The organism is Rhizobium sp. SRI_017 (assembly GCF_057586295.1).
Genome location: NZ_JBYCZP010000008.1, coordinates 184,057 through 205,300 on the forward strand (window position 1 = coordinate 184,057; position 21,244 = coordinate 205,300).

Annotated in this window: 21 protein-coding genes and 3 pseudogenes; 10 read left to right on the forward strand and 14 right to left on the reverse strand. The window is 59.0% G+C overall.

Annotated elements, in window-relative coordinates:
* The first annotated feature begins 122 nt into the window (after positions 1-122).
* Entirely contained in the window at positions 123-3,002 is a 2,880-nt protein-coding gene (locus tag AC2YI2_RS18985) for a helix-turn-helix transcriptional regulator (RefSeq protein ID WP_487388040.1), read from the forward strand.
* A gap of 38 nt (positions 3,003-3,040) precedes the next feature.
* On the opposite strand, the gene AC2YI2_RS18990 is transcribed toward AC2YI2_RS18985, so the two are convergent.
* From AC2YI2_RS18990 to AC2YI2_RS19005, 4 genes are all read right to left on the reverse strand, one after another.
* The gene (locus AC2YI2_RS18990; RefSeq protein ID WP_487388041.1) at positions 3,041-3,910 is read right to left on the reverse strand and encodes an alpha/beta fold hydrolase; all 870 of its coding nucleotides are present in this window, start codon (positions 3,908-3,910) and stop codon (positions 3,041-3,043) included.
* A 524-nt stretch (positions 3,911-4,434) separates the two neighbouring features.
* A complete protein-coding gene (locus AC2YI2_RS18995) occupies positions 4,435-4,737 on the reverse strand; it encodes a hypothetical protein (protein ID WP_487388042.1) in 303 nt (100 codons plus the stop codon).
* Positions 4,734-7,256 (reverse strand): cbb3-type cytochrome c oxidase subunit I, encoded by a 2,523-nt coding sequence (locus AC2YI2_RS19000; RefSeq protein ID WP_487388043.1) that lies wholly within the window; start codon positions 7,254-7,256, stop codon positions 4,734-4,736. Before AC2YI2_RS19000 ends, AC2YI2_RS18995 begins: the two co-directional genes overlap by 4 nt.
* A complete protein-coding gene (locus AC2YI2_RS19005; RefSeq protein ID WP_487388044.1) occupies positions 7,253-7,867 on the reverse strand; it encodes a cytochrome c oxidase subunit II in 615 nt (204 codons plus the stop codon). Before AC2YI2_RS19005 ends, AC2YI2_RS19000 begins: the two co-directional genes overlap by 4 nt.
* Before the next feature lie 72 nt (positions 7,868-7,939).
* On the opposite strand from AC2YI2_RS19005, the gene AC2YI2_RS19010 reads away from it, so the two are divergent.
* Positions 7,940-8,461 (forward strand): DUF2231 domain-containing protein, encoded by a 522-nt coding sequence (locus AC2YI2_RS19010; protein ID WP_487388045.1) that lies wholly within the window; start codon positions 7,940-7,942, stop codon positions 8,459-8,461.
* On the opposite strand, the gene AC2YI2_RS19015 is transcribed toward AC2YI2_RS19010, so the two are convergent.
* From AC2YI2_RS19015 to AC2YI2_RS19040, 6 genes and pseudogenes are all read right to left on the reverse strand, one after another.
* Positions 8,431-8,991 (reverse strand): CopD family protein, encoded by a 561-nt coding sequence (locus AC2YI2_RS19015; protein WP_487388046.1) that lies wholly within the window; start codon positions 8,989-8,991, stop codon positions 8,431-8,433. The genes AC2YI2_RS19010 and AC2YI2_RS19015 overlap by 31 nt on opposite strands.
* On the reverse strand, positions 8,937-9,482 hold the full coding sequence (locus AC2YI2_RS19020) for a cytochrome c oxidase assembly protein (protein WP_487388047.1): 546 nt from the start codon (positions 9,480-9,482) through the stop codon (positions 8,937-8,939). Before AC2YI2_RS19020 ends, AC2YI2_RS19015 begins: the two co-directional genes overlap by 55 nt.
* A gap of 930 nt (positions 9,483-10,412) precedes the next feature.
* Positions 10,413-11,184, reverse strand: a pseudogene (locus AC2YI2_RS19025) (phosphatidate cytidylyltransferase).
* 29 nt (positions 11,185-11,213) lie between these two features.
* Positions 11,214-11,828: pseudogene (locus AC2YI2_RS19030) on the reverse strand (lysophospholipid acyltransferase family protein).
* Positions 11,825-12,082 (reverse strand): annotated as a pseudogene (locus AC2YI2_RS19035) (CDP-alcohol phosphatidyltransferase family protein); the annotation flags it as partial. The pseudogenes AC2YI2_RS19035 and AC2YI2_RS19030, both read right to left, overlap by 4 nt.
* A gap of 657 nt (positions 12,083-12,739) precedes the next feature.
* Positions 12,740-13,177 carry a thermonuclease family protein gene (locus AC2YI2_RS19040; RefSeq protein WP_487388048.1) on the reverse strand — a complete coding sequence of 146 codons (438 nt, stop codon included), beginning with the start codon at positions 13,175-13,177 and terminating at the stop codon, positions 12,740-12,742.
* 896 nt (positions 13,178-14,073) lie between these two features.
* Here AC2YI2_RS19040 and AC2YI2_RS19045 point away from each other — a divergent pair.
* Entirely contained in the window at positions 14,074-14,334 is a 261-nt protein-coding gene (locus tag AC2YI2_RS19045) for a hypothetical protein (protein WP_487388049.1), read from the forward strand.
* 59 nt (positions 14,335-14,393) lie between these two features.
* Here the strand turns inward: AC2YI2_RS19045 and AC2YI2_RS19050 are convergent, their stop codons facing one another.
* Positions 14,394-14,579 carry a hypothetical protein gene (locus AC2YI2_RS19050; protein ID WP_487388050.1) on the reverse strand — a complete coding sequence of 62 codons (186 nt, stop codon included), beginning with the start codon at positions 14,577-14,579 and terminating at the stop codon, positions 14,394-14,396.
* Positions 14,580-14,833: 254 nt separating this feature from the next.
* Between AC2YI2_RS19050 and AC2YI2_RS19055 the strand changes: the two genes are divergently transcribed.
* From AC2YI2_RS19055 to AC2YI2_RS19070, 4 genes are read left to right on the forward strand one after another with little or no spacing between them, the layout of a single operon-like run.
* Entirely contained in the window at positions 14,834-15,112 is a 279-nt protein-coding gene (locus tag AC2YI2_RS19055; protein WP_487388051.1) for a copper-binding protein, read from the forward strand.
* Positions 15,113-15,120: 8 nt separating this feature from the next.
* A complete protein-coding gene (locus tag AC2YI2_RS19060; protein WP_487388052.1) occupies positions 15,121-15,621 on the forward strand; it encodes a response regulator in 501 nt (166 codons plus the stop codon).
* On the forward strand, positions 15,622-16,902 hold the full coding sequence (locus AC2YI2_RS19065) for an NRAMP family divalent metal transporter (RefSeq protein ID WP_487388053.1): 1,281 nt from the start codon (positions 15,622-15,624) through the stop codon (positions 16,900-16,902).
* Positions 16,903-16,936: 34 nt separating this feature from the next.
* Complete coding sequence (locus AC2YI2_RS19070; protein ID WP_487388054.1) at positions 16,937-18,067, forward strand: AI-2E family transporter; 1,131 nt, start codon at positions 16,937-16,939, stop codon at positions 18,065-18,067.
* A 274-nt stretch (positions 18,068-18,341) separates the two neighbouring features.
* Here the strand turns inward: AC2YI2_RS19070 and AC2YI2_RS19075 are convergent, their stop codons facing one another.
* Positions 18,342-18,809 carry an anthrone oxygenase family protein gene (locus AC2YI2_RS19075; RefSeq protein WP_487388055.1) on the reverse strand — a complete coding sequence of 156 codons (468 nt, stop codon included), beginning with the start codon at positions 18,807-18,809 and terminating at the stop codon, positions 18,342-18,344.
* 67 nt (positions 18,810-18,876) lie between these two features.
* Between AC2YI2_RS19075 and AC2YI2_RS19080 the strand changes: the two genes are divergently transcribed.
* Positions 18,877-19,539: a TetR/AcrR family transcriptional regulator gene (locus tag AC2YI2_RS19080; protein WP_487388056.1), complete on the forward strand. Its 663-nt coding sequence runs from the start codon at positions 18,877-18,879 to the stop codon at positions 19,537-19,539.
* 7 nt (positions 19,540-19,546) lie between these two features.
* On the opposite strand, the gene AC2YI2_RS19085 is transcribed toward AC2YI2_RS19080, so the two are convergent.
* Positions 19,547-19,771, reverse strand: a complete 225-nt coding sequence (locus AC2YI2_RS19085; protein ID WP_487388057.1) for a hypothetical protein — start codon at positions 19,769-19,771, stop codon at positions 19,547-19,549.
* Between the two features lie 127 nt (positions 19,772-19,898).
* Here AC2YI2_RS19085 and AC2YI2_RS19090 point away from each other — a divergent pair, with 127 nt between their 5' ends.
* Together AC2YI2_RS19090 and AC2YI2_RS19095 are read left to right on the forward strand one after the other, a co-directional pair.
* Entirely contained in the window at positions 19,899-20,387 is a 489-nt protein-coding gene (locus AC2YI2_RS19090; RefSeq protein ID WP_487388058.1) for a hypothetical protein, read from the forward strand.
* A 40-nt stretch (positions 20,388-20,427) separates the two neighbouring features.
* Positions 20,428-20,847: a hypothetical protein gene (locus AC2YI2_RS19095; RefSeq protein ID WP_487388059.1), complete on the forward strand. Its 420-nt coding sequence runs from the start codon at positions 20,428-20,430 to the stop codon at positions 20,845-20,847.
* 178 nt (positions 20,848-21,025) lie between these two features.
* On the opposite strand, the gene AC2YI2_RS19100 is transcribed toward AC2YI2_RS19095, so the two are convergent.
* The gene (locus tag AC2YI2_RS19100) at positions 21,026-21,211 is read right to left on the reverse strand and encodes a YnfA family protein (RefSeq protein WP_487388172.1); all 186 of its coding nucleotides are present in this window, start codon (positions 21,209-21,211) and stop codon (positions 21,026-21,028) included.
* Positions 21,212-21,244 lie beyond the last annotated feature (33 nt).

Sequence of the window (21,244 nt, forward strand, 5' to 3'; positions counted from 1 at the left end):
GAGGGTAAGTGTTCCGGCAGGGGTTTCGGGCCTGAACATCGCTGCTCAAGTGATGTCCGTGCCAAATGGGTGACTGCGTCGCCAGCTCTGCTAATCTCGAACGCCGCGTACCGGAGCATCTTATGTCGACATTCCTCAGAAGGACCCGGTTCTCAGGCCGCTCAGCAGAACTCGATTCGATGGAATCCGCCTTCCGAGATGTCTCCGGCTGTCGGCAACGTTCGCTTCTTCTCGGGGCAGAAGCAGGTGGCGGAAAGAGCCGGCTGGTAAACGAGTTCGCTGGTCGGCTCTCAGGCCGTGCCCTGATCCTGAAGGGCGGGTGTGTTGAGCAGCAGGAATCGGCCTTGCCCTATGCGCCTGTGACGGCAGTGCTGCACGAACTGGTTCAACTGCGTGGTGGGCCTGCGGTCCGGTCGCTTGTCGGCACTGAGGGTGCACGCGAATTGGCGTGGCTTCTTCCCGAATTCGGCGAGACCTCTGCGAGGTTTGACGCGGGCATCACAAGAGCACGGCTGTTCGAAGCGCTCAGAAAGCTGTTCGAAGAACTCGCAAGGGAGAAACCTCTCGTGCTGGTCGTGGAGGATATTCACTGGGCGGATCAAGCCACTTGCGATCTGCTTCGCTTCCTTACGGCGCGGCTAAGGAACATTCGACTCATGCTGATCGTCACCTATCGACCCGAGGAGATTAACGGCGGACACGCCTTGCGGTCGATCATCGCGGATCTCTCCCTTCACGAGGGTGCCGGAGTGTTGAAGCTTCCTCGCCTTACCCGCGGGGAGATTTCCTTGCAACTTGAGGGGCTCCTCGGTCGCCCGCCGACACCTGCCATGGTCAATGAGGTCCATGCGCGAGGATGCGGAATCCCGCTGTTCACGGAGGCGCTCATCGATGTGAGCGGAAGCTTGCGGACAGATTTTCCCGGTTCGCTCAACGATTACTTGATGAGATCCGTCAGAGAAATGCCAGCGTCAACGGCCGAGCTGCTGAAGATGATGGCGCTCGGCGGTCCGCATATGAGCCATGCGCTGCTTCGCAGCGTGGCAAATACCTCTGACCGTGACTTGGCTGAGTCGCTGCGCCCGGCGATCTTGGCGGGCATCCTGATCCCTGATGGGGACGGATATGCGTTCCGCCATGCACTCATCCATGAAGCTGTGCGAGGTGACCTAATCGCTGGCGAAAAAGTAGCCATCCACCGCACCTATGCCGAAATACTGGAGCGCGGACCGGCCCCAAGCCACCGGATTTGGCATTCCGTTGCGCTCGCACGCCACTGGCACGGCGCCGGCCAGGCCGAGAGTTGCCTGAAATGGGCTTGGCATGCGGCGGCCGAAGCCGCTGCCGCCTTCGCCTATGTAGACCAGATGGAGATGTTGAAACTCGTGCTGGCAGCATGGCCCGAGGTCGACAATGCTGTCGAATTGATCGGCGCAGGTCACTGCAAGGTTCTGGAACTCGCTGCCGACGCCGCCTGCTGGGCAGCAGAGGCCGAACAAGGTCTGGCCTTTGTCGAACGCGCACTCGCCGAAGTGGATGCCGAGCGCGACGGCGAGCAACTGGCAGCGCTTCTTCTGCAGCGCGCGGTGATGCGTCAGCACGCGCTTATCCCAGGCGAGATCACCGACCTTGAACGCGCCCTTGATTACGCGCGAGATCCCACAAGGCTGCGTGCGGACGGACTGGGACAGTTTTCCCGCGCACTGATATTGCGGGGAGAATTCGATCGTGCCAGGCGCCTGGGCAGCGAACTGAAGATTCTGGCGGAGAGGCTCGATGACGAGGAGTACCGCATCGAGGCAATAATCGTCGCGGCGTGTGTGGACATGCCATCGGACAGTTCTCACGTCGATGCCCTATGGAGCGTGTCTTCGCGCGCCCGGCAGGTCTCCATCGGCCGGGTCGAGGTGCTGGCAGGCGCAGCGCTGCTTCAGGCTCTGCGCGATAGAGGCGATTACGCTCAGGTCATCGAAATCGGACCGGCGATCCTTGCGCGTACCGTCGAGTTCGGCCAGGCCCGGTATATCGGGGCGATCGTGGGCTCGCCTTTGTGCAGCGCCTTTCTTGCCATGGGCCGCGTATCCGAAGCCATTGAGACTTGTGAACGGATGGCGGCTTTGGATCCGTTGCCTCTGGGGCTTGTCCACGTATTCGAATGCCAGGCGGAGATCGCCATGGTATTGGGCGATGCGAATCGAATCGCCGTGGCGGCAACATCCTTGCGCAATCTGCCACCGGGGCCTCAAGTTGCGGGCCGCATGGCGGCCAATCTTCTGAGATTCGACATCGAAAGCCGGGCGCTGGCCGGCGATATGGAACAGGCTCGGATCTTGGTGAGATCCGCTCAGACATATTTGGAGAAGCGAGGCTGCACTTCTTGGGCGCTACTTGCCTCGGCCATGCGTGTTGCCATCGATGCGAGCGAAAATGATGCTGCCCGGCAGCTCGCCGACCTTGCCGCTCAGACCCCATGCCGCAATGTGGTAGAGGAAGCCGAAAAGCTGGGCATCTCGGCCGAGATGTCGCGCAATAGGAATTCCGACCTCGATGCCTGGGAAGCGGTTGCCCAAAGCTGGGCTGACTTGAGCCAGCCCTTCCGGCAGGCCTATGCGCTTATGCAGGCTGGTCGTGCTGCCGTGAATGCGGGCAAGCGCGCGAAGGGCGCGGGCCATTTCCGGCGTGGAGCGAGTATCGCCCATTCTATTGGGGCTTCCCTCCTCGACAAACAGATCGGGACCATCGCCGCAAAGGCCCGGATTGATCTGCGCGATGGCGAGGACACAGGTATATCAAAGACTCCCCTCGGCCTGACGGATCGAGAATTTGAGGTGCTTCGGCTTGTCGCAGCGGGGTTGAGCAATCGCGAGATCGCCAACAATCTGCTTATCTCCTCGAAAACGGCGAGCGTCCACGTTTCCAACATATTGAGCAAGCTTTCCGTCCCTAGCCGCGGCGCTGCAGCCGCGATGGCGCACCGGCTGCGGATCGTCGGTCCGGACTAAGGTTCGTCGGCGAGGAATGCCATATGGCACCCCACTTCTCACGCTGAATGCACCCGATCGAGGAAATCACGAACAAGCCCTACTACCTGGTCAAGATGCGTCTCGAGCAGCCAGTGTCCGCCGTCAAGTAGGTGGAGCTCGGCCTTCGGAAGATCGCGTAGGTAAGCGCGCGCCGACTTTTCGGGCATATAGTGGTCTTCGGGACCCCATACGATGAGCGTGGGTGGCTGGTAATTGCGCAAGTAGTGCCGATGCTCGGGAAACCAGGCGCGGTTTTCTTTCAGTCCAGCGATCAACTCGATTGCGATCTCCTTGCGTTTGGGGGTCATGAGGGACCAATGCAGCTGCCATAGATCGGGCGGAATGCAGCCGGCCAATTCGGGCCTCACCGCATTTAGAAACTCCTCCCTGAAGCCGTCTTCCGTCACCGCCTCTGCTAACTGTTCCCTCATTCGCTCATCGGACAGCGTCCAGGTTTTCTCGATATCCGCGTATTTGGGCCCCAGCGAATCCTCGTAAGGTATGTCGCCATTCTGAATGATGAGCGCTGCAATGCGCTCCGGCCGCCTGATCGCGAGCCGTGTTCCGATCGGGCATCCAAAATCGTGAAGATAAAGGGCAAAGCGGTCGATGCCGAGCGCCTGTACGAGGTCGTCGAGGAAAGCTGCATAGCCATCGAAGCTATAGTCGAAGTCGTCAGGCGTTCCGCTATAGCCGGCACCCGGATAGTCCGGCGCGACGAGCCGCCAACGATCCGCCAAGCGCGGTATGAGATTGCGGAACTCGTATGAGGAACATGGATAGCCGTGGGGAAGAAGCAGGACCGGAGCATTCTCCTGCCCAGCCTCTCGATAGAAAGCATCGACGCCTCCGATCGTTATGCGCCGGTGGCGCACGAGAATATCCATGAGCTTCTCCTGATTTTTGGGGCCTCACTGCGGCCTCACTGGGGCCTCACTGGGGCCTCCTGAACAAAGGACGAGGCGCCCCCTTACCTGTTTCGATTTTCGAAGATGCGCGGGATCAACCTCCTGCTTCCGCCAGTAGCGGCATTGTAATGGTGTTAGATCGCTGACGGTTCCAATCATGTATTGGCTGTGGAAGAGGGGATGACGAGGCCTGCCGTTCGATTCCCATCAATTCAGGGGAGTTAAGCGAGGATATCGTCGACGACATCTCCTATAACCTGCGGTCTGCCTCAACTCATCCAGATGCCGAGGAACTGGAGCTCCGCCAAAAGCGCGTCCCAAAAGACTTCAGGACCGTTTACGAGTGAGGCGGCGACGTTCGGCGAACCGGCGTCCGGCTTTGTCACGACCTGGGAGGAGATCGCCATCGAAGAAACCAAGTTGCACTGCTGGCGTTTCGTAGTTCGTGAGCCGCGCCTAAAGTAAGCAATCGCGCAACATCCGAAACTGGCCAAGGCTAGCGATCAAAGGCAGACCGAGGTGGCAATTACCGGCATTATGGTCCACACCGCTGTGACAAGGGCGGTCGCGGCAAGTGCTGTGGCCGTCGTCTGCACAAAACGGGCCGGGGACGGTGCGTAGAGGACTGCCATCAGCGCTATAAGCTGAAGGACAATGGCAACAGCCCAGGCGGCAAGCAGAACCGGGCGGGCGTCGAGGTCAGCAGGCCAATGGCGCGAACAAGACAGCCCCTGTAGCGCGTAGACTGCGCTAAAGCCGGCAAGCCAAACTGTAATCGGCAGCGACAGGCGTAGGATTTCGCTCATGCTAACGCTCCTGGCAACCACGCCGCCGCCAGTGCTACGAGCCCAGTGGCGACGGTGAAATCCGCCCAGAGCCTCACGATCCCTGCCTCGCCAATGCGAGCGGGCGAGGCATATCCTGCAGCCACCCTCGCAGCCAGATAGCACAGCATGATTGAGGACAGGAATGTGTGCAGCCCGACATGGCCCGCCAGCAACCACAACGTGGCGTCATAGGCATGGCTGGCAGGGTCGGGCCGATCCAGCATCACGCTCGCTGCAGCGATGGAAAGTGCCAAAGCGCCGACAATTCCAAGGGCAATCGCGGGCCACACAGCGCCGCCCCTAGCAATCGCACGCACCGCAAGGCGCGGCCCCACGGTCAGCGCCAACGCACCCGTCAGCGCAAGGATGACGGCCCATATCTGCGGCTGAAGATAGGAGTGTGGCGGCCAGTTCGGAGCAACTGTCCACAGGAACGCATAGCCGAACAGCAGTGATCCGAAATGCACGCCGTCCGCAAGCAGCAGGAATACCGATCCCCACCACCCCGGCGGGTCGGGACTTTCGGATGCCAGCGGCAGCGTCGCGCCATGACCTGCGTCAACATGCCCTTCGTCCACGCGCGCGCCCAGACCCCATGCCCAGACAAGCGCAAGCGCAACCACGCCCAAAAGCGCAAGGCCCGCGACTATATAGGCGTCGAACAGGGGGGCCAGAAAGGATATGCTGGTGACAACGGCCAGCAGGAAAGGCAGCACGGAATTGCCTTGCAGCACCACGACTTGCGATGGCTCACCGCGCGCAATTGACACGATCAGCGTTTCGCGCCGATTCCGGGATGCATCGCCAAGATAGCCCTCGCCCCGCGCGATGTGCAGCGCAAGGTCCGGGTCGTCGTGCAGCGGGTAGCGGCCTTGTACGATGGGGATTGACGCAAACCCGTAAGCAGGCGACGGGATTACCGCCGCCCATTCCAGCGTTCCCGCCCGCCACGGGTTGCGCCGCCCCCGCACGGCGACAAACGTATTCACCGCCACATCAAGTATGATCAGGGCAAAGCCGATGGCCATCACGAAGGATGCGATGGATGCGACGAGGTTCAATTCCGTCCATCCCTGACCCGCGTCATAGGTCCAGGTGCGCCTGCGTTGACCCAGCAACCCCGCGATGTGAACCGAAAGAAACGTAATGTGGAACGACGGCACGACCAGCCAGAACGCCACCTCGCCCAGTTTGAAAAACCGCGTCCGCCCGGTGAGCAGAGGCATGAAGTAGTAGATCGCCGCGACCATCGGAAAGACATAGCCGCCGATCAGCACGTAGTGCAGATGCGCCACCACGAAATGTGTGTCGTGGACCTGCCAGTTGAACGGCACTACCGCCAGCATCACCCCTGTAAGCCCGCCTATCACGAAGGTTGCAAAGAACCCCATGATCCACAGCATCGGCAATTCCATCCTGGCCCGGCCTTTCCACAACGTTCCAATCCACGAAAAAATCATGACCGAAGTCGGCACCGCGACGAGCGTGGACGCCGCTGAAAAGAACGCGAGCCCCATATGTGGAATACCGGTCGTAAACATGTGGTGGACCCAGAGGCCAAAGCTGAGCACGGCCAGCGACACACCCGCCGCCACAACCCAGCCGTAGCCGAGCAAATTGGTGCGCGCCATAACCGGCAGGATAGTGGCGATCATGCCCGCTGCGGGCAGGAAGATAATATAAACCTCAGGGTGACCGAACAGCCAGAATAGGTGCTGCCACAGCAGGGGGTCGCCGCCGTTTTTCACCTGAAAGAACGGCCAGTTCAGCGCGCGTTCCACCTCCAGCAGTAGCGAGCCAAGGATCATCGGCGGAAACGCCGTCAGGATCATCACCGACACGACAAGAATATACCACGCAAAGATTGGCATTCGCGACAGACTCATCCCCGCCGCGCGGTAGCGCAGCACAGTCACGATCACCTCGATCGCCGTCGCGATAGCCGAGACCTCAATCGACGTGATACCCAGCAACCAGACATCAGCCCCAATCCCCGGTGAAAACGCCGCCGAGGAGAGCGGCGGATACATGAACCAGCCACCATCGGGGGCAAGGCCCATCAGCATCGCGATAATTACCGCGCTGCCGCCAAAGATATAAACCCAAAGTCCGTAGGCCCCAAGACGCGGGAAGGCCATATCGCGGGTGCCCAGCATGCCAGGCAGCAGCAGCATCGACATCGCCTCGAAAAACGGGATCGCGAACAGGAACATCATCACAGTGCCGTGCATCGTGAAGATCTGGCTGTAGACCTGGGGCTCCATGAAGGCCGAGTCCGGTGTCGCAAGCTGTGCACGGATCAACATGGCAAGGATGCCACCAATGACGAAGAACGAAGTGGCGACGATCAGGAACACGGCGCCGATGTCATTGTTATTGCTGGTGGTGAGCCAGCCACGAAAACGCTGATCGGACCCCCATATTCTCGCAAGGCTCCGGTGTAGGCGTAGCGCCTTTCCACGCGGCTGCGAGACGGGTAAAGGACGGGCATCGGTCATTGTGTGTCTTGTGCCAGGAATGTGGCCCATGACTCCGCATCATGCGCCTCGACCGTAAACACATGCTCGCGATAACCGCGCCCGCTGAACTCGGCACTTTGACCGTCATATGTGCCCGGACGTGCTGCCTCGATTCGCAGCACGTTCACATGGCCGGGTATCGCATCGAGCTTGCCTGCCAGACGTGGCACCCAGAACGAATGGATCACATCAGTGCTGGTGATCTCGACATTCACGGGGCGACCCGCCGGAATGTGCAGCACGCCTTCGGTTGCAATCACTCGGCCCTCGCCATAGCGAAACGTCCACGCCCATTGCCGCGCTTGGGCCTGAACGGTCACTAGATTGGGCGCGTCACGTGCGAGCAATCGCTCACCGGTGGAAAGACCATATCCTGTCAGCGCGGCCAGCGTTACCAGGGGAAAGCCAAGACCAAGACCCCACATCCAGACACGGGTTCCGCTCTCATCCCTGCTTGACGGATCAGCGGGGCGATAAAGGGCGGCAAATAACAACGCCATAACGAAAAAAAAGATTGCCAACCCGCAAGTCAGCATGACCCACCACAAATCTGCAATAGTATACGCTGCCGGTCCCGCAGGATGCAGCATTGAAAGTCGTTCTTGGCAACCGGTTGCGATCGAAAGCGTTGTCACAAGGGCAACACTGCGAAGGAGTCTCGGGTGACACAAAAGATGAGGCAAGTGGCAGAGGATATTGCCCCGTTGGAAGATCCGATCTCCAACGATCCAGCCTTTCAACAAACCGAAAGCCGCGTCGCGATCTGGGGTCATCCGTTGCATGCCATGACCGTGGCTTTCCCCGTGGCGCTGACATTTTGCGCCTTTGGAGCCGACGCGCTTTACTGGTGGTCTGGGCAGGAACGTTGGGCTTGGGCGGCGCTTTGGGCCACAGGGACTGCGTTTCTTTTCGGCCTGCTGGCAGGGGCCAGCGGCACGATGGAATTGTTGATGGTCCCCGGCATCCGAATCCGCGCTGCAGCTTGGACGCATTTCGTCATCGCGGTAATGCTGCTGTCCCTGTTGGGGCTGAATTGGGGATGGCGGCTGGCCGGATACGAGACCGCCATTCTGCCTTGGGGCATCCTCATGTCCGGCTTTGCGGTCATTGTGGTGGCGGCTACGGGGTGGCATGGCGGCAAGCTCGTTTTCGACTATGGATTGGGTGTATCAAAGGGCAATTGACGACCCAAAGGTTGCAAAAGCCACGACGGCATTGATATTTCGCCGAGTTGAGGCTTGGCCAGGACAAGGAACAGGACGCCGATCACCAGACCGAAAGTAAGCATCGTTGGAATCAGAGGCTCGGGCGGTTCGTGCTCCCCTTCCGTTTCGGCCACGGCGATGATCGTATGCCCCACCCATGCATGCATTGCGACAAGCCCTGTGACGAGGATGAGTTTCCCAAAAATCCAAACGGTGAAAACCTCGCGAACGAAGATCAGGGTTGATCCGGTGAAAATTGCCAGAACCGCCACTGGCGTGATGACCCAGACATATCCGAAATGCGTGGCGCGGCGGATTTGCGCGAATTCGGCCTGCAAGATCGCGCGGTCGTGGCGGGCCAACATGCCGGGCAAGGCGATCAGCCCGGCAACCCAGACCGCGACGAAACTCAGGTGCAGCGCCTTGAGATGCGGGACCAGTCCTTCAATCCAGATCAGTGGAGTTCTCCCATCTCGCGCCAGACCCGTCTTGCCAGCATCCCCCCCCACACAGCGAACGGTAGCCCCGCTGGCATCCACATCACCAGTCCGCCAAGCTGCTGGTCAGACAGCGGCGACAGCCCCCAAAGCAGCGGCGCCGTCGCGTGAGTTGCGTAGACCGCATTCGGCGCAAGGGTCAGGATCGCGCCCAACAGCCCCATCGCAAGATAAGCCAGAAACACCCAACCCGCGCCCGACCCTCCTGGTTGCGAAAACACTGCACGCCAGAAGAGATATGCACTCCCAAACAGGGTCGCCTGCATGGCCCAGAAAACCGCCATATGCCCCTGGGCCGCGTCATAAGCCACAGGCGCATGCCACAGCCACAGCGCGGCCGTAGCCTGAAGAAACGGCAGACCCACGCCCGTTGTCGTCCGCGCGGGGCGCGAAAGTGCAAAAAGCGGGGCTGCCACCGCCACCAGAAGCACATGATGCACCACCCGCGCTGAAAACAGCGCCGACGACAGTGCGCAAAGCGGCGAAAGGAACGCAAATGCCAACACGCTTATGGCCGCAGCCCCAGGGCGGTTCCGCCCTGCCCAGAGTGCCAGCGCGACCATGATTGCTAGTGCCCAAGGCTCGAAATTCCAGCGTGACAAAAGATCCGCCGGTATCGGCGCGGGGCCACAATAGCTGCCCTGCCAATTGGTCACGTCGAGGCCAGAAAAGCCGGTACTGCGACACTCATATCTTCTCACTCCTGTGCGGGAAGGCGGTAAGCAACCACCCAAATTTCACTTCCCAACCCGATTCATAAAGAAGGCCGCGAGAAAGTCCTTGGTCGTGACGCCCTCACCAAAAGCGTGCCACAGAACCGTGGTAAGGTCCAATCTTTAGTCGCTTCTGCATCTATGCTGCGCCCTCGTGCATGCCTCGATAAAGGTTCCAAAATAGCCGGCGATGAAAATTCATCAATGGGCTTGTGCGCCAACTGCTGCCTTGCCATTTGGCAAGTTGCTGATTCAACAAGCATGTAATTCAACGGACCTTTGATCCAAAATATCCCGCACGCGTAGCACAAACTGTTCGGAGGCGAACGGCTTGGAAATGAGCTGAACGCCCGCGCTGAGCTGCCCGTGGTGAACGATTGCGTTTCGGGAATACCCCGTCGTGTACAAGGCCTTGAGTCTTGGCAGGAGTACGACTGCTTCGTCAGCCAAGGATATGCCGTTCTTGAAGCCGCTGAAGCCGAGCCTGCGGTCGCAGAATGGAGGTCTCTTTGACAACGACGAGTCCAGCAAAATGCTTCATGCCAAACTTCCTTCCCGATGGCGGTGGCTGCGTCACGCAGACCACTGTTATCATTAGCTTAGAATGCAGAACCTCAACCCATCACCACTAGATGGGACGCCAGCCAAGTACCCCATCTAGACACATCATCCGGCTAGCCGAAAAGAGGTCCGGGTTCAAACGCGGGATTGTCCCTGGGATCAACCTGAAAACCAATAGCGCGTGATGTGGAAAAGCAGCGGTGCGGCGAAGGTTATCGAGTCGAGCGATCGAGTACGCCGCCATGGCCTTCGATGACATAGCCCCAATCCTTGGCCTTGAGATCGCGCTTGATCGCCGAGAGCACGAAGCCGCCAAAGAAGCCAGCGGTAACGATAACGCCGCTGACGGCCGCCGACTGCGGAGGTGAGAAGGGCGTCAGAGGATAGAGAAGTGTTCCCACTGCGATTGCCGAGAGGCCGCCACCGACCAACCCCTCGATCGTCTTGGAAGGGCTGATATTGGGCGAGAAACGGTGCTTGCCCAGGAGCTTTCCCCTGACATATTGGAACACGTCGCTGAGCTGCACGACGATCACGAGATAGACGAGGAGCAGGGCCGGGGAGGATCCTGTTTCCAGCATCAGCAGGGCAGGGGCTTGACTGATCGAATAGACCGTCAGCATCAATCCCCATTGCACCTTGGCGCTACGTGCGAGGAAGTCGTTGACGTCGCCCGCACCCGCAATGGACATCGTGGCCGGCAGGATGAGGAAGGCGTAGACCGGGATGAAGATCGAAAACAATCCAATGGCGAACAGGAAGGTTGTGACGGTTTGCCCCAAAAAGACGGCGCCGCCGAAGACCACCACCATGATCCACCAGGACCGGATGCGCGCATTGAGGTTTTCGACGGTCGCAAGCGACGAAGGCTCGGTCCCCTTTGCTGAAGCACGAAACCGACCAAGGTCGAGACGGCGAGGAGGGCGAGAATTCAGCCGAGAACGAGCGAGAATGTATCGGTCATGGCGTCGCACTTCCATCCGAAAGGCCGATCACGGCGTTACGGGCGGGGACAGAAACGCGGCCTTTTCTTCGCCCGGGATCAGGCGAAGCGGTGTTCCAAAGCGCGCCGTGCATGTGATTGGCACAACCAGCCAGCTTCCCTTGGGCAGGATGCGGCTGAGGTTGTCGAGATAGATCGGCACCAGATCGACATCCGGAAAACGGCGCGCCAGATGGAACAGACCACTCCGGAAGGCAACGACCTCATCAGTGGCGCGCGTTCCCTCGGGGAAAATCAGGATAGAACGACCTCTTCGAGCAGTCTTTCCAGCGGACCAAGCGGATCGCTGTGCACACGTGGCTTTCGGTCGACCAGAACAGCGCGCAGGCACCTTTCGGCAATGAATTTCCGGAGCCCGCTCGTGCCCCAATAGTCACTGGCGGCGACCGGATGGGTCAGGCGACGCACCGACCAGGGCAGGGCAGCCATGACAGCCACGGTTCGAAATGGCTGCTATGGTTGGCGAAATAGATGCGGCGACGTGGGTCCGGCGCACATCCTCGCCAGTGGCTTCGCGCGCCCACGAGAATGCGAACGAGTAGGACAATCAGGCGGCGGATGATGGCAATCATGCACGCTCCAATGCGCGGCCGATGGCTATAGTTCGGGTGGCGCAGGTCACGAGGCATCCAAGCGCGATAATCGCGCAGGCGACAATGAGCGGCCAGGCGCTCGCGACGAAGGCCGCGGCAACGGCCTGGACGACAAGGCCGACCGTCAGCACCACCGTGCGACGCTGCTTGGCCATCACGCCACTGAAGTCCTGCGGCAGCCCGACCGATCCGCCGAACACTCTGAAATAAGCGGTCAGGGCGGCCAGCAGCGCAGTTTCTTCAATTGCAGTAAATGAAACGGGTCACACACTCTTCGCCAGCCATTTCCTCACAGCGACGAGTTCCGTCATCGACAACGTAGCTGTATGAAGGACCGAAACTGTGGAGGCTAGTTCCAGATGGAGCGCGGAACCACCCAATGCATGGCTGATCGGTGGTATCGGCTATCGCACATTTGCCTCCTGATTTAATGCATTTATCCATGGCTTCATCAATCGCGTCTGGCTTGCTTGACCAAGTGCTCGACCCATAGCAACGCGAGTGATCGGCGTCGCAGACGAGGGCGGCTGCCGCATTGCACAAATTCGGTGAAGCCAATCCCGCCAGGACTAGCACAGCAAGTTCGACTCTCAATCTCGCTCGTGCCACTGCAGCTCTCCATCAAAAAGAGGGTACAAGTCGACTACCGGACGGTAGTGTTCCTTTAGGTGAGTGCGCCATCCAGTAAGGCCAGCGGAATGTCGCGTACGATATCGCCTAGGGGGCTTGGCAAACCGGCAGCACGGAATAGCAGCTTCGGTAATAAAGGGCTGTTCCCTTAGTAATAGCGTGGTGGCTCAATCGCTATTGAACAGCCGTTGTTTTCAATCACTCTCGCTCTGTTAAGCCCCTGTTACAGGACGGGCATAATCGCTGATAGGCTGCTGTTTTCAGCGCGCATCGCACCACACGTTGCCGGAATTGGGCCAAGGCTGTGCCGGGCGCTCTTGAATGAGGATTGAAGCGACGTCGCGACCATCTGGCAGCACAATGTCCACCAGTCGCTGCGAGCGCTTGCCTTTCCCATCGGCCTTGCCGCTCCAGCGGATCACATGTCCGTGTTGCATGAGGGTGATAAGACGATCCCGAGAGCGGCGGGCGAGTTCCAACTCCCTCGGGCATGCGGCGTCGGAAATCTCTGGTGCATCGACATCAAGTAGACGCCACTTTACTCCGTTTTCCCATCGGGTATCGCCGTCATAGACCCATGTGACATGGCGGGCGGCGGGATGGCCGGCCCTGCAAATGTCGATCGCGCCCTTGCCGGGGCCATATGCTTGGGAAGGAAGGGGAAGCGCGAGCAGAGCGGCGGCGAGGATCAACCTCATTTGTCGTGCGCTCCTTTCTGCTGGCGTCTCGAAGAGCCCCCATAACAGGTGCCTTGGATGAAGGCGGTGTCGCCGGAGGTCGTCGAGATGTCGGGTCGGCATCCCGAGCGAACCATTTTCACGAGGTTCATCCCGCCGGAAGAAGTTGACGACATGCCGGGCATGTGGCGGCTCTATTACGAGAAAAGGGCGGCGATGACGAGAAGCCGGCTGCCGCCCAAAACGCTCGACCTCGTTCCCGCGCTGTCGCTACGTCATCTCCCTGAATTTCGTGACAGGTACGTACGTGGCGAGGCTCTACGCAGTCACCAGTGCGATGGACTGGGTCGCGGCTCAGTTCGAGGTGCCAGCCCTCGACGATGAAGTCGAGATCGACCGCTGTCACTGCGTCGGCTTCCGCGTTCGCCGCGTCAGACCGCCACCTTCTGCCGAGGAACTCTTTGGCCCGAAAAGCGTTTGTTTGCGCAAGGAGAGCTGGGTAATGTCGCTTAGGCCGCTGATCTTACGATTTATGCTTTGTCTCGCCTTCGTCCTCGCTTCGAGGTACGTCCAGGCGATGGCTCATGTCGACAACCCTAGCTTCGCATCCACGGTCCATGTCGCGAAAGCCAAGCTTCCTCCCTGTCATCAGACAATGAATCGGGACAAATCCGACTCAAAGGGTGCCCACCACGACGGCTGCTGCTCGAATTTTGCCTGCGCCATTGGGTTGGCAACAGAGTACGTCCCGACCCCTGTGCTGAAGGCGACATCTATCCACGATATCGATTACGGCACCACGTCGCGCTCTGCCGTCCGGCGACCCCTCAACCCTCCACCCAAGTCAATCTGATCCTCATCAAACATCTAGGCCGCCGTCCATCCGGGCAGGTTACCCATGATTTCGAGGCTCAATAATGAGAAAGATCACTCTATCGCTCGCCTTCGCGGCGAGCGCCGTCGCCATGGCTTCAATGCAGGCTGAAGGCTCCGGCACCTCGTCGCTCAAGACCATCGTCGCCCGAGACGCACGGGCATGCCAGGTCCTCGTCCAGAAAATGGTGCGGTCCCCTTCCGCCAACAACTGGCTCAATCGCATGCGCACGTGGAAGTGCCGCGACGACCTTACGCCCGACACACCCGACACGGCCGCGCTGCTCCAGGAGATGGATCGATGAGGGCGGGCGGTACGAGAGGCGATTTTCAGGGCAAAAGGATTTTGGTCGTCGAGAAGGACCTACTCGTTCCGTTTAGGCTGTATCGTCTGCTGGAGCAGTTCGGGGCTGAGGTAATAGGGCCTGTGACATTCCCGGAGGATGTCACGCTCCTCCTTGCTGATCGACACCTCGATGGAGCGATCCTCGACAGCCACATGGAGGCCGACGATCGAAACGCGGTCCTTCGGGCATTGCGACATCGACATGTTCCCTTCGTGGAAGCATGCAGTTGTATGAATTGCGTCAGCGGGTTCGACGGCTGCTACAGACTGACGGAAACCGGAGAAGACTTGATCATCGTCGGGCGCGCTCTGTTCCCTGGCGGGCCGTCGGGTGAAGACAAGTCGGGTCTAAACTCCGGCACCGCTCGCAACCGCGCTGTGGCGGGGCTGAACTCAAGGGGCTGGACGAGTGCCGCGCAGGTGCTTTCGGCGAGCCGACACTAAGGAGGAACAGAGGTATGAAGACAGCAATCATCGTATTGGCTGCCGCGCCGACGCTTTCGTTTTCGATCGGGTTCGCCGCAGACTTTGTCAAAGGCAAGGTTGTCGAGGTGGATCAAGCGGCGCGAACGGTGACGCTTGAGCATGGCGACATTTCCAATCTGGGCATGCCAGGAATGACGATGAGCTTCGTCGTGGGCGAAGATGTCGACATCACAAGGCTCAAGCCAGGGACTGCGATCGAGTTCACCGCGGACAGCATAGACGGCGGGATTATCGTGACGGGTGTGAGGTAACGAACGCCATGATCTTTAAAAGGGAGCGACCTACATCGCAGTCCGCTGAAGCTGCCCTCACGGTACTTGTCGTGGAGGACGAACCGCTGCTGGCCTATGAGCTTTTCGACGAGCTCGCCCAGCTCGGCCACGATGTCGTCGGTCCGGTGATGGCCGGCCGCGATGTGATCGGCGCCATCGAGGAAAGGCCGATCGACTTCGCGTTGGTCGATGTCCATCTTCTCGACGGCCCGAGCGGCATAGAAGTCGGACGCAATCTCTGCTCGCGCGGAATTCCCTACGTGTTTTTCACGGGCACCCCGAAGTGCATTCCGGCGGACCTGGGTGGCGCGCTCGGTGTTATCGCTAAGCCTTATGACGTCTGTGCTTTACGCGAGGCATTGATCTACCTCGGGCGTGTTGCATTAGGCGGGTTAAGCGAGACGGCGGCCCCTGCTTCGATACTCCCTCCACCGAGAGCGGGTGTTGAGTCGGCGACATTGCAAAATATTCTGACCGGAGAACATTGAATGGTTTCATCATCGATCGATAGAACTGCTCATAAGAAGTCGCCCTCCGGCTTCCTCAAAGCGCTCGGTCCTGGTCTCGTAACGGGTGCTGCCGACGACGACCCCAGCGGGATAGCGACCTATAGTCAGATTGGCGCGCAGTTCGGTTACACCCTTGGTTGGACGATGTTGTTCAGCTACCCGTTGATGACGGCTGTGCAAGGGCTTAGCGCAGGCATCGGTGCTGTGTCGGGCAGCGGCCTCTCGAAGAACCTCAAGCGACATTACTCGCCCTGGCTTGCATACGGCGCGACGGCTCTTCTGTTCATCGCCAATTTCATCAACATCGGCGCGAACCTTGCCGCCATGGGAGCCGCACTTCGCCTTTTGGCCGGCGGGCCGCAGGTCCTCTATGCGCTCATGTTCGGCATTGTCTGCGCTCTGGTGCAAGTCCTTGTGCCATATCCGGCCTATGTCCGAGTCTTAAAATGGCTGACGCTATCCCTCTTCGCCTATGTAGCCGTCGTGCTCGTCGTTGGCGTACCCTGGGAACAGGCGCTCGAAGGGATCCTTATCCCAAGCGTCGAAATGTCAGGTGCAACGTTCACCGCAATTGTCGCGATCCTCGGGACCACCATCAGTCCCTACCTGTTCTTCTGGCAGGCCGGCGAGGAGGTGGAGGAACTGGAGCGTAAGCGAGCGCCCTATCTCAAGAGATATCCGTCGAAGGCGAAGGACGAACTCGGCCGCATCAGGATGGACACTCTTATCGGCATGGGCTTCTCCAACTTCGTCGCCATCTGCATCATGGTCGCTGCAGCCTCAACCCTGCATGCTCAAGGCGTCAACCACATAGAGAGTTCGGCGCAAGCCGCGGAAGCACTCAAGCCCGTCGCTGGACAGTTCGCCTTCATCGTCTTCGCGCTGGGCATCATCGGCACGGGATTGTTGTCAGTCCCGGTTCTGGCCGGGTCAACTGCTTACGCCGTCGCCGAGAGCTTCGGCTGGAAGGAAGGGCTCGGCAAGAAGCTCAGTGACGCCAAAGCGTTTTACGCCACGATCGTCGTCGCCACTCTCGGCAGTGTCGCAGTCACCATGGTTGGTCTCGACCCGGTCCGCGCGTTGTACTGGAGCGCGGTGGTCAACGGAGTGTTGGCGACCCCGCTCATCATCGTCATGGTCATGATGGCGAGGAACCGCGCCATCATGGGCGAACTCAAGGCCCCGCGTTGGATGATCGCGATCAGCATCTTCACCGCCGTCGTAATGGGTCTGAGCACCATCGCCATGTTTGTGTTCTGAAGTCGCACTCGTGCGCAGTCAATCGGAGGATGTGATGTCTAGCGATCACGCCAATGAATCTCGTCCTCGTCGTCTCGCCACTTCATACAGGTCGCATCCCTACATTGTCGGCATCTTCCTGATGATGTTTGTCTACGGCATATATATTGGACGTGAGTTCCTCACCCCTGTTGTCATGGCTTTTATTCTGGCGACGACGTTGACACCCGTGGTCCGCTACATGGGCAAATGGGGCGTGCCTTCTGCAGTTGCTGCGACCATTTTGATCTTCATGTCGGCTCTCGGCTTCGGAACGCTAGGCTATTTCACGAGCGGACCGGTTTCGCAGATGATTAGTGACGCTCCAGAGATCGGAGAGAAGCTGCGTGAACGCGCCGAGACCGTGCGCCGCATGTTCGAAAAGGCGATCAAGGCCACGGACCAGATCGACAAAGTCTCTGAAAATGTCGATGACGGCACCGTCCAAAAAGTGGTCGTAGCGCAGCCTGGCATTCTGTCGCGAGCAGCAGGCAGCCTTCTATCCATAGGTACCACGCTCGCCGTGACCTTTGTGCTTTCGCTCTTCCTGCTCGCGTCCGGAACGCTGTTCTACCAGAAGATCATCCAGCTCTTCCCCAATCTCAGCGACAAGAAAAAAGCCCTCAAGGTCATCTACAACATCCAGGCGGAAATAAGCCGTTATCTCTTCACGATCTCCGTCATCAACGTGATCGTCGGCATCGTTGTCGGCAGCGGCATGTGGATCATTGGAATTCCGAACGCTCTTGTCTGGGGCGTTGCCTCGACTGTGCTCAACTTCCTGCCCTATGTCGGGGCGCTTATCGCAATTGTATTGGTCGGCGTGATCTCGATCGTCACATTCGATGACACGCTTTACGCTCTTATCGCTCCCGGCTTCATTCTGTTGGTCCACATCCTCGAAGGTCAATTTCTGACGCCGATGTTGTTGGGTCGGCGACTGGAACTAAACGCGGTCTTTGTGTTCATTTCGATCTCGTTCTGGTCCTGGCTCTGGGGCTTCGTCGGGGCCCTGATGGCCGTGCCGATACTGGTGATCATCAAAGTGGTTTGCGACAACTTCGAAACGCTTCGTCCCATCGGCAATTTCCTCGCCGCGGAGAAGCCTGGTCCGAAAGAGAGCGCCGACAATGCTGGAGACAAATGACGGAGTCGTAGAAGGCGCGATGGGAGGGTGCACGCGTGAACGGCGCTAAAGCTCGATCAAGGTTTTTGATCGTCTTTCTGGTTGTGGTGCTGGGTGTCGGCTTCGCCAGGCGGGATATCGAATAGCATCAAATGCCTCGAACCACGCTCACCCATTGATGATGACGGTCCCGTCCGTGTTCAGTGACCTGCATTGAGGCCTCCTCAACATTTTCGGTCGCATGAAACGGTAGGTGAAATCGCGATCATCGGTCGGTGGGGATGCCCGAACAACGTTACGCTTTTCGGTCGATGAAGATTGCGGTGATGAGCAGCACCTGGGCGATCGAGGTCGTCGCAAAACGCACTTGGTGCCACGTCCACCACAGTTGGCGAACCTCTGACCACTCCGTCGGGAGCGATGCTGCAGTCCACGTCATGACCTGCGCGTTGATCGGCTGGTTGATGAATCGAGTAATCAAACCGCCGACAACGACAAGTCCGGCGACGGTCAGATAGAGCCACATGATTGGCGGCTGTCGCCTAGCCATGACGGCAAGAACTGCAACGAGCACGAGGGCGGCTGCCGCCAGAGCAGGGAGGACCGAATTCAAACCTCGGACCGCACCTTGATGCACCTCCACAAACGTCGAGGGTGAGTAGCCGACAATCGGGTAGCCTAGCCAGATCGCGAACATGCTGCCCGTCACCAGACCCAGGAGCATCACTGCGAGGGCATGAGCGATGGCAACGTAAATTTGCATGCTAGGCTCCTTCGAACTTGCGCATCAGGAAGCTTTTGCTACACTCAAGTCATATTCAATACAGTCAATGTTTATCCAAATCATGAGCCCTGTCAAGCCAAAGCGAAAATACAACTCGGCCCGCCGTTCCGAGCAGGCGGCACGAACGAGAAATCTAGTGATCGGCGCTGCGCGGACACTCTTCATCTCCTTGGGATGGCAGTCGACCACGATTGCCGGAATTGCGAAGGCGGCCAAGGTGTCACCTGAAACGATCTATGCCACCTTTCGGAACAAGGAGGCTATTCTCCAGGCTGTGATTGAGAAGGCTATTCGAGGCGACCAACCCGACAAGGCGCTGTTGGAGCAAAGTGGGCCTTTGGAGATTGTGCGGGCAGAAAGCCAATCGGTTCAGATTGCCCTCTTCGCACAGGATATTGCGAGGGTTCTTGCTAACGTCTCGGATATCATGGCGGTGTTGCGGACGGCTGCGGCGGCCGACTCCGGCTTATCGAAACTTTATGCAACAATGCATGAGAGCCGCCGCAGAAACCTGAGTTTCGTGGCAACCTCGTTGATCGGCAATGGACCACTTCGAGGCGACATCGACATTTCACAAGCCACGGATCATCTCTGGCGGCTGGCAAGCCCCGAACTCTTTCTCCTAATGACAAAAGTGGAGGGTCTTTCGAACGACGCCTATTCCGATTGGCTGCGGGATATTTTGCAAACTCAACTGCTCAGGCAATAGTGCGTAGCTAATTGGACGAATGCTGTTGGCGCTTGTGGGACACCTGGTTACGACCCCGCCGGCCTTTACGATCGTCGAACAAAGTCTCTGGTTTCTGGTCGGCGAGACGCTGGTCGGCAGCGGTGATCCGGCACTGGAGGCCGTCGGGGTCGAAAACCATTTCGACGTCGGCTCCAAGTTGGCTGGCAAGCCCGCGTTTGAAGAGCGTCGATCCAAACCCGGTGCCGTTCATAGGCAGCCACAGGGCATTCGCGACAATGACGCAGCTATGTTAAAGTGCCCCCACCAAATCTGGTGCAGACACCTCTTGGGACAGGCTGGTGATTAGCCGAGGCAATCCGGCTTTCAGAGATCGGCAAATGGCAAGCGAAGGACAGCAGAAAAGATCTCTGGCGTCACAGGCGGCATGGCCACTGCTCGTTCTCACTGCTGTGCTGCAGGTCTATTCGGGCGTGTGGAATGTGGCCTACTTTTTCATGGGGGTGGGTTACCCGGGCTCCGGACGCTTTGGATGGATGGCGGCCGCGATGGCCGGGCTCCAGGCGGTTGCAGCCGTCGTCGCTTTCGCGCTGGTGGCCCGCCGCGATCTTCGCAGTACTACACTTGTCGTGGCCGGAAGCGTCGTGCTGGGCTGGCTTTCGTCGCTGCCATCAATCGACTTTCACGGCGACGACAAAGTTAGCCCGATCTACATCGGCGGATCGGCCGTCTTCGCAATCGCCGGGTCGGCGCTCGCATGGCGCAATGTCTATCCGATTGCCGCCGCCCTCCTGGTGAGCGCGATGACCATTGTCGGCATCTTTTTCGTCCTGGCGTTCGCAATGATCATCGCGGTGCACGGCTTCTAAGTCGGCTCGCTGCCGCTTCTTAAAACATAGGAGATTTGCAATGGCCGGGGATAACACAAATCCCATGTCGAACGGGCAAAGCGATCACGAATGGAAGTGGTCCCGTCAAGGTGTTGAACAGCGCATAAAAGCGATGTCTCCAGCCGATGCGCTCCTTACGATTGAGCTATTCAACGCCAGACATGCAGATGTCTCAAAGAACCTGGATGAGGGCGCTTGCCTGTCTGGTCTATCACCGCGCGAAGCCCACGAAATTCGGGAGCGAGTGGCAGCGCTTCTACAAAGTGCCATGCGCTGGGGCCAAGAGTATTGGGCCGAGCGCCTTCGCGAGGAACGCACAGGGATCAAAGACCACGGCCATGACGACGTGATAATGGCAAAAATGGCTGCTGCACATCCGGGCTTCACTGTCGAGTCGCTGCAAGCGGTTTACTTCTTCGGATTTATGCTGGCGCGTTGACGCTGTTTGCGGATCTGGGCTGCACTCAAAAACCTACCTGACGTGTGGGTGACCAGGCGTATCGATTCCAAACGAAAAATCTGCCGCTCCGCTCGCGCGCCATCGGTCAGGCCAAAGCATAGCCGCGCATGTCTTGTCTTGGTGCATCAGAGACCTGAGGTCACGGCTCAAGTTGGCCCTAAGCAGACCTCGGCGCAAGGAGGATGATCCCGCTCCCAATCAAGCAAACAAATGCGCCTGCAGCATCCCAACCGTCCGGACGGCTTCCCTTGACAACCCAAAGCCAGATGATCGATGCGACAATGTAGACGCGGCCATATGCAGCATTGGCTCGCCCGCCCGTGTCGCTGTCGACCAGCGTCAGGAGGTTGCTTGCATCATCCTCCGCCTAGCTCTC

Bases quoted from the DNA above. Each gene is read 5' to 3' on its own strand.
- AC2YI2_RS18985 (WP_487388040.1), top strand. From the start codon at position 123: ATGTCGACATTCCTCAGAAGGACCCGGTTCTCAGGCCGCTCAGCAGAA.
- AC2YI2_RS18990 (WP_487388041.1), bottom strand. From the start codon at position 3,910: ATGGATATTCTCGTGCGCCACCGGCGCATAACGATCGGAGGCGTCGAT.
- AC2YI2_RS18995 (WP_487388042.1), bottom strand. From the start codon at position 4,737: ATGAGCGAAATCCTACGCCTGTCGCTGCCGATTACAGTTTGGCTTGCC.
- AC2YI2_RS19000 (WP_487388043.1), bottom strand. From the start codon at position 7,256: ATGACCGATGCCCGTCCTTTACCCGTCTCGCAGCCGCGTGGAAAGGCG.
- AC2YI2_RS19005 (WP_487388044.1), bottom strand. From the start codon at position 7,867: ATGCTGCATCCTGCGGGACCGGCAGCGTATACTATTGCAGATTTGTGG.
- AC2YI2_RS19040 (WP_487388048.1), bottom strand. From the start codon at position 13,177: ATGAGGTTGATCCTCGCCGCCGCTCTGCTCGCGCTTCCCCTTCCTTCC.
- AC2YI2_RS19045 (WP_487388049.1), top strand. From the start codon at position 14,074: ATGAGAAAGATCACTCTATCGCTCGCCTTCGCGGCGAGCGCCGTCGCC.
- AC2YI2_RS19050 (WP_487388050.1), bottom strand. From the start codon at position 14,579: ATGTCGATGTCGCAATGCCCGAAGGACCGCGTTTCGATCGTCGGCCTC.
- AC2YI2_RS19055 (WP_487388051.1), top strand. From the start codon at position 14,834: ATGAAGACAGCAATCATCGTATTGGCTGCCGCGCCGACGCTTTCGTTT.
- AC2YI2_RS19060 (WP_487388052.1), top strand. From the start codon at position 15,121: ATGATCTTTAAAAGGGAGCGACCTACATCGCAGTCCGCTGAAGCTGCC.
- AC2YI2_RS19065 (WP_487388053.1), top strand. From the start codon at position 15,622: ATGGTTTCATCATCGATCGATAGAACTGCTCATAAGAAGTCGCCCTCC.
- AC2YI2_RS19070 (WP_487388054.1), top strand. From the start codon at position 16,937: ATGTCTAGCGATCACGCCAATGAATCTCGTCCTCGTCGTCTCGCCACT.
- AC2YI2_RS19075 (WP_487388055.1), bottom strand. From the start codon at position 18,809: ATGCAAATTTACGTTGCCATCGCTCATGCCCTCGCAGTGATGCTCCTG.
- AC2YI2_RS19080 (WP_487388056.1), top strand. From the start codon at position 18,877: ATGTTTATCCAAATCATGAGCCCTGTCAAGCCAAAGCGAAAATACAAC.
- AC2YI2_RS19085 (WP_487388057.1), bottom strand. From the start codon at position 19,771: ATGAACGGCACCGGGTTTGGATCGACGCTCTTCAAACGCGGGCTTGCC.
- AC2YI2_RS19090 (WP_487388058.1), top strand. From the start codon at position 19,899: ATGGCAAGCGAAGGACAGCAGAAAAGATCTCTGGCGTCACAGGCGGCA.
- AC2YI2_RS19095 (WP_487388059.1), top strand. From the start codon at position 20,428: ATGGCCGGGGATAACACAAATCCCATGTCGAACGGGCAAAGCGATCAC.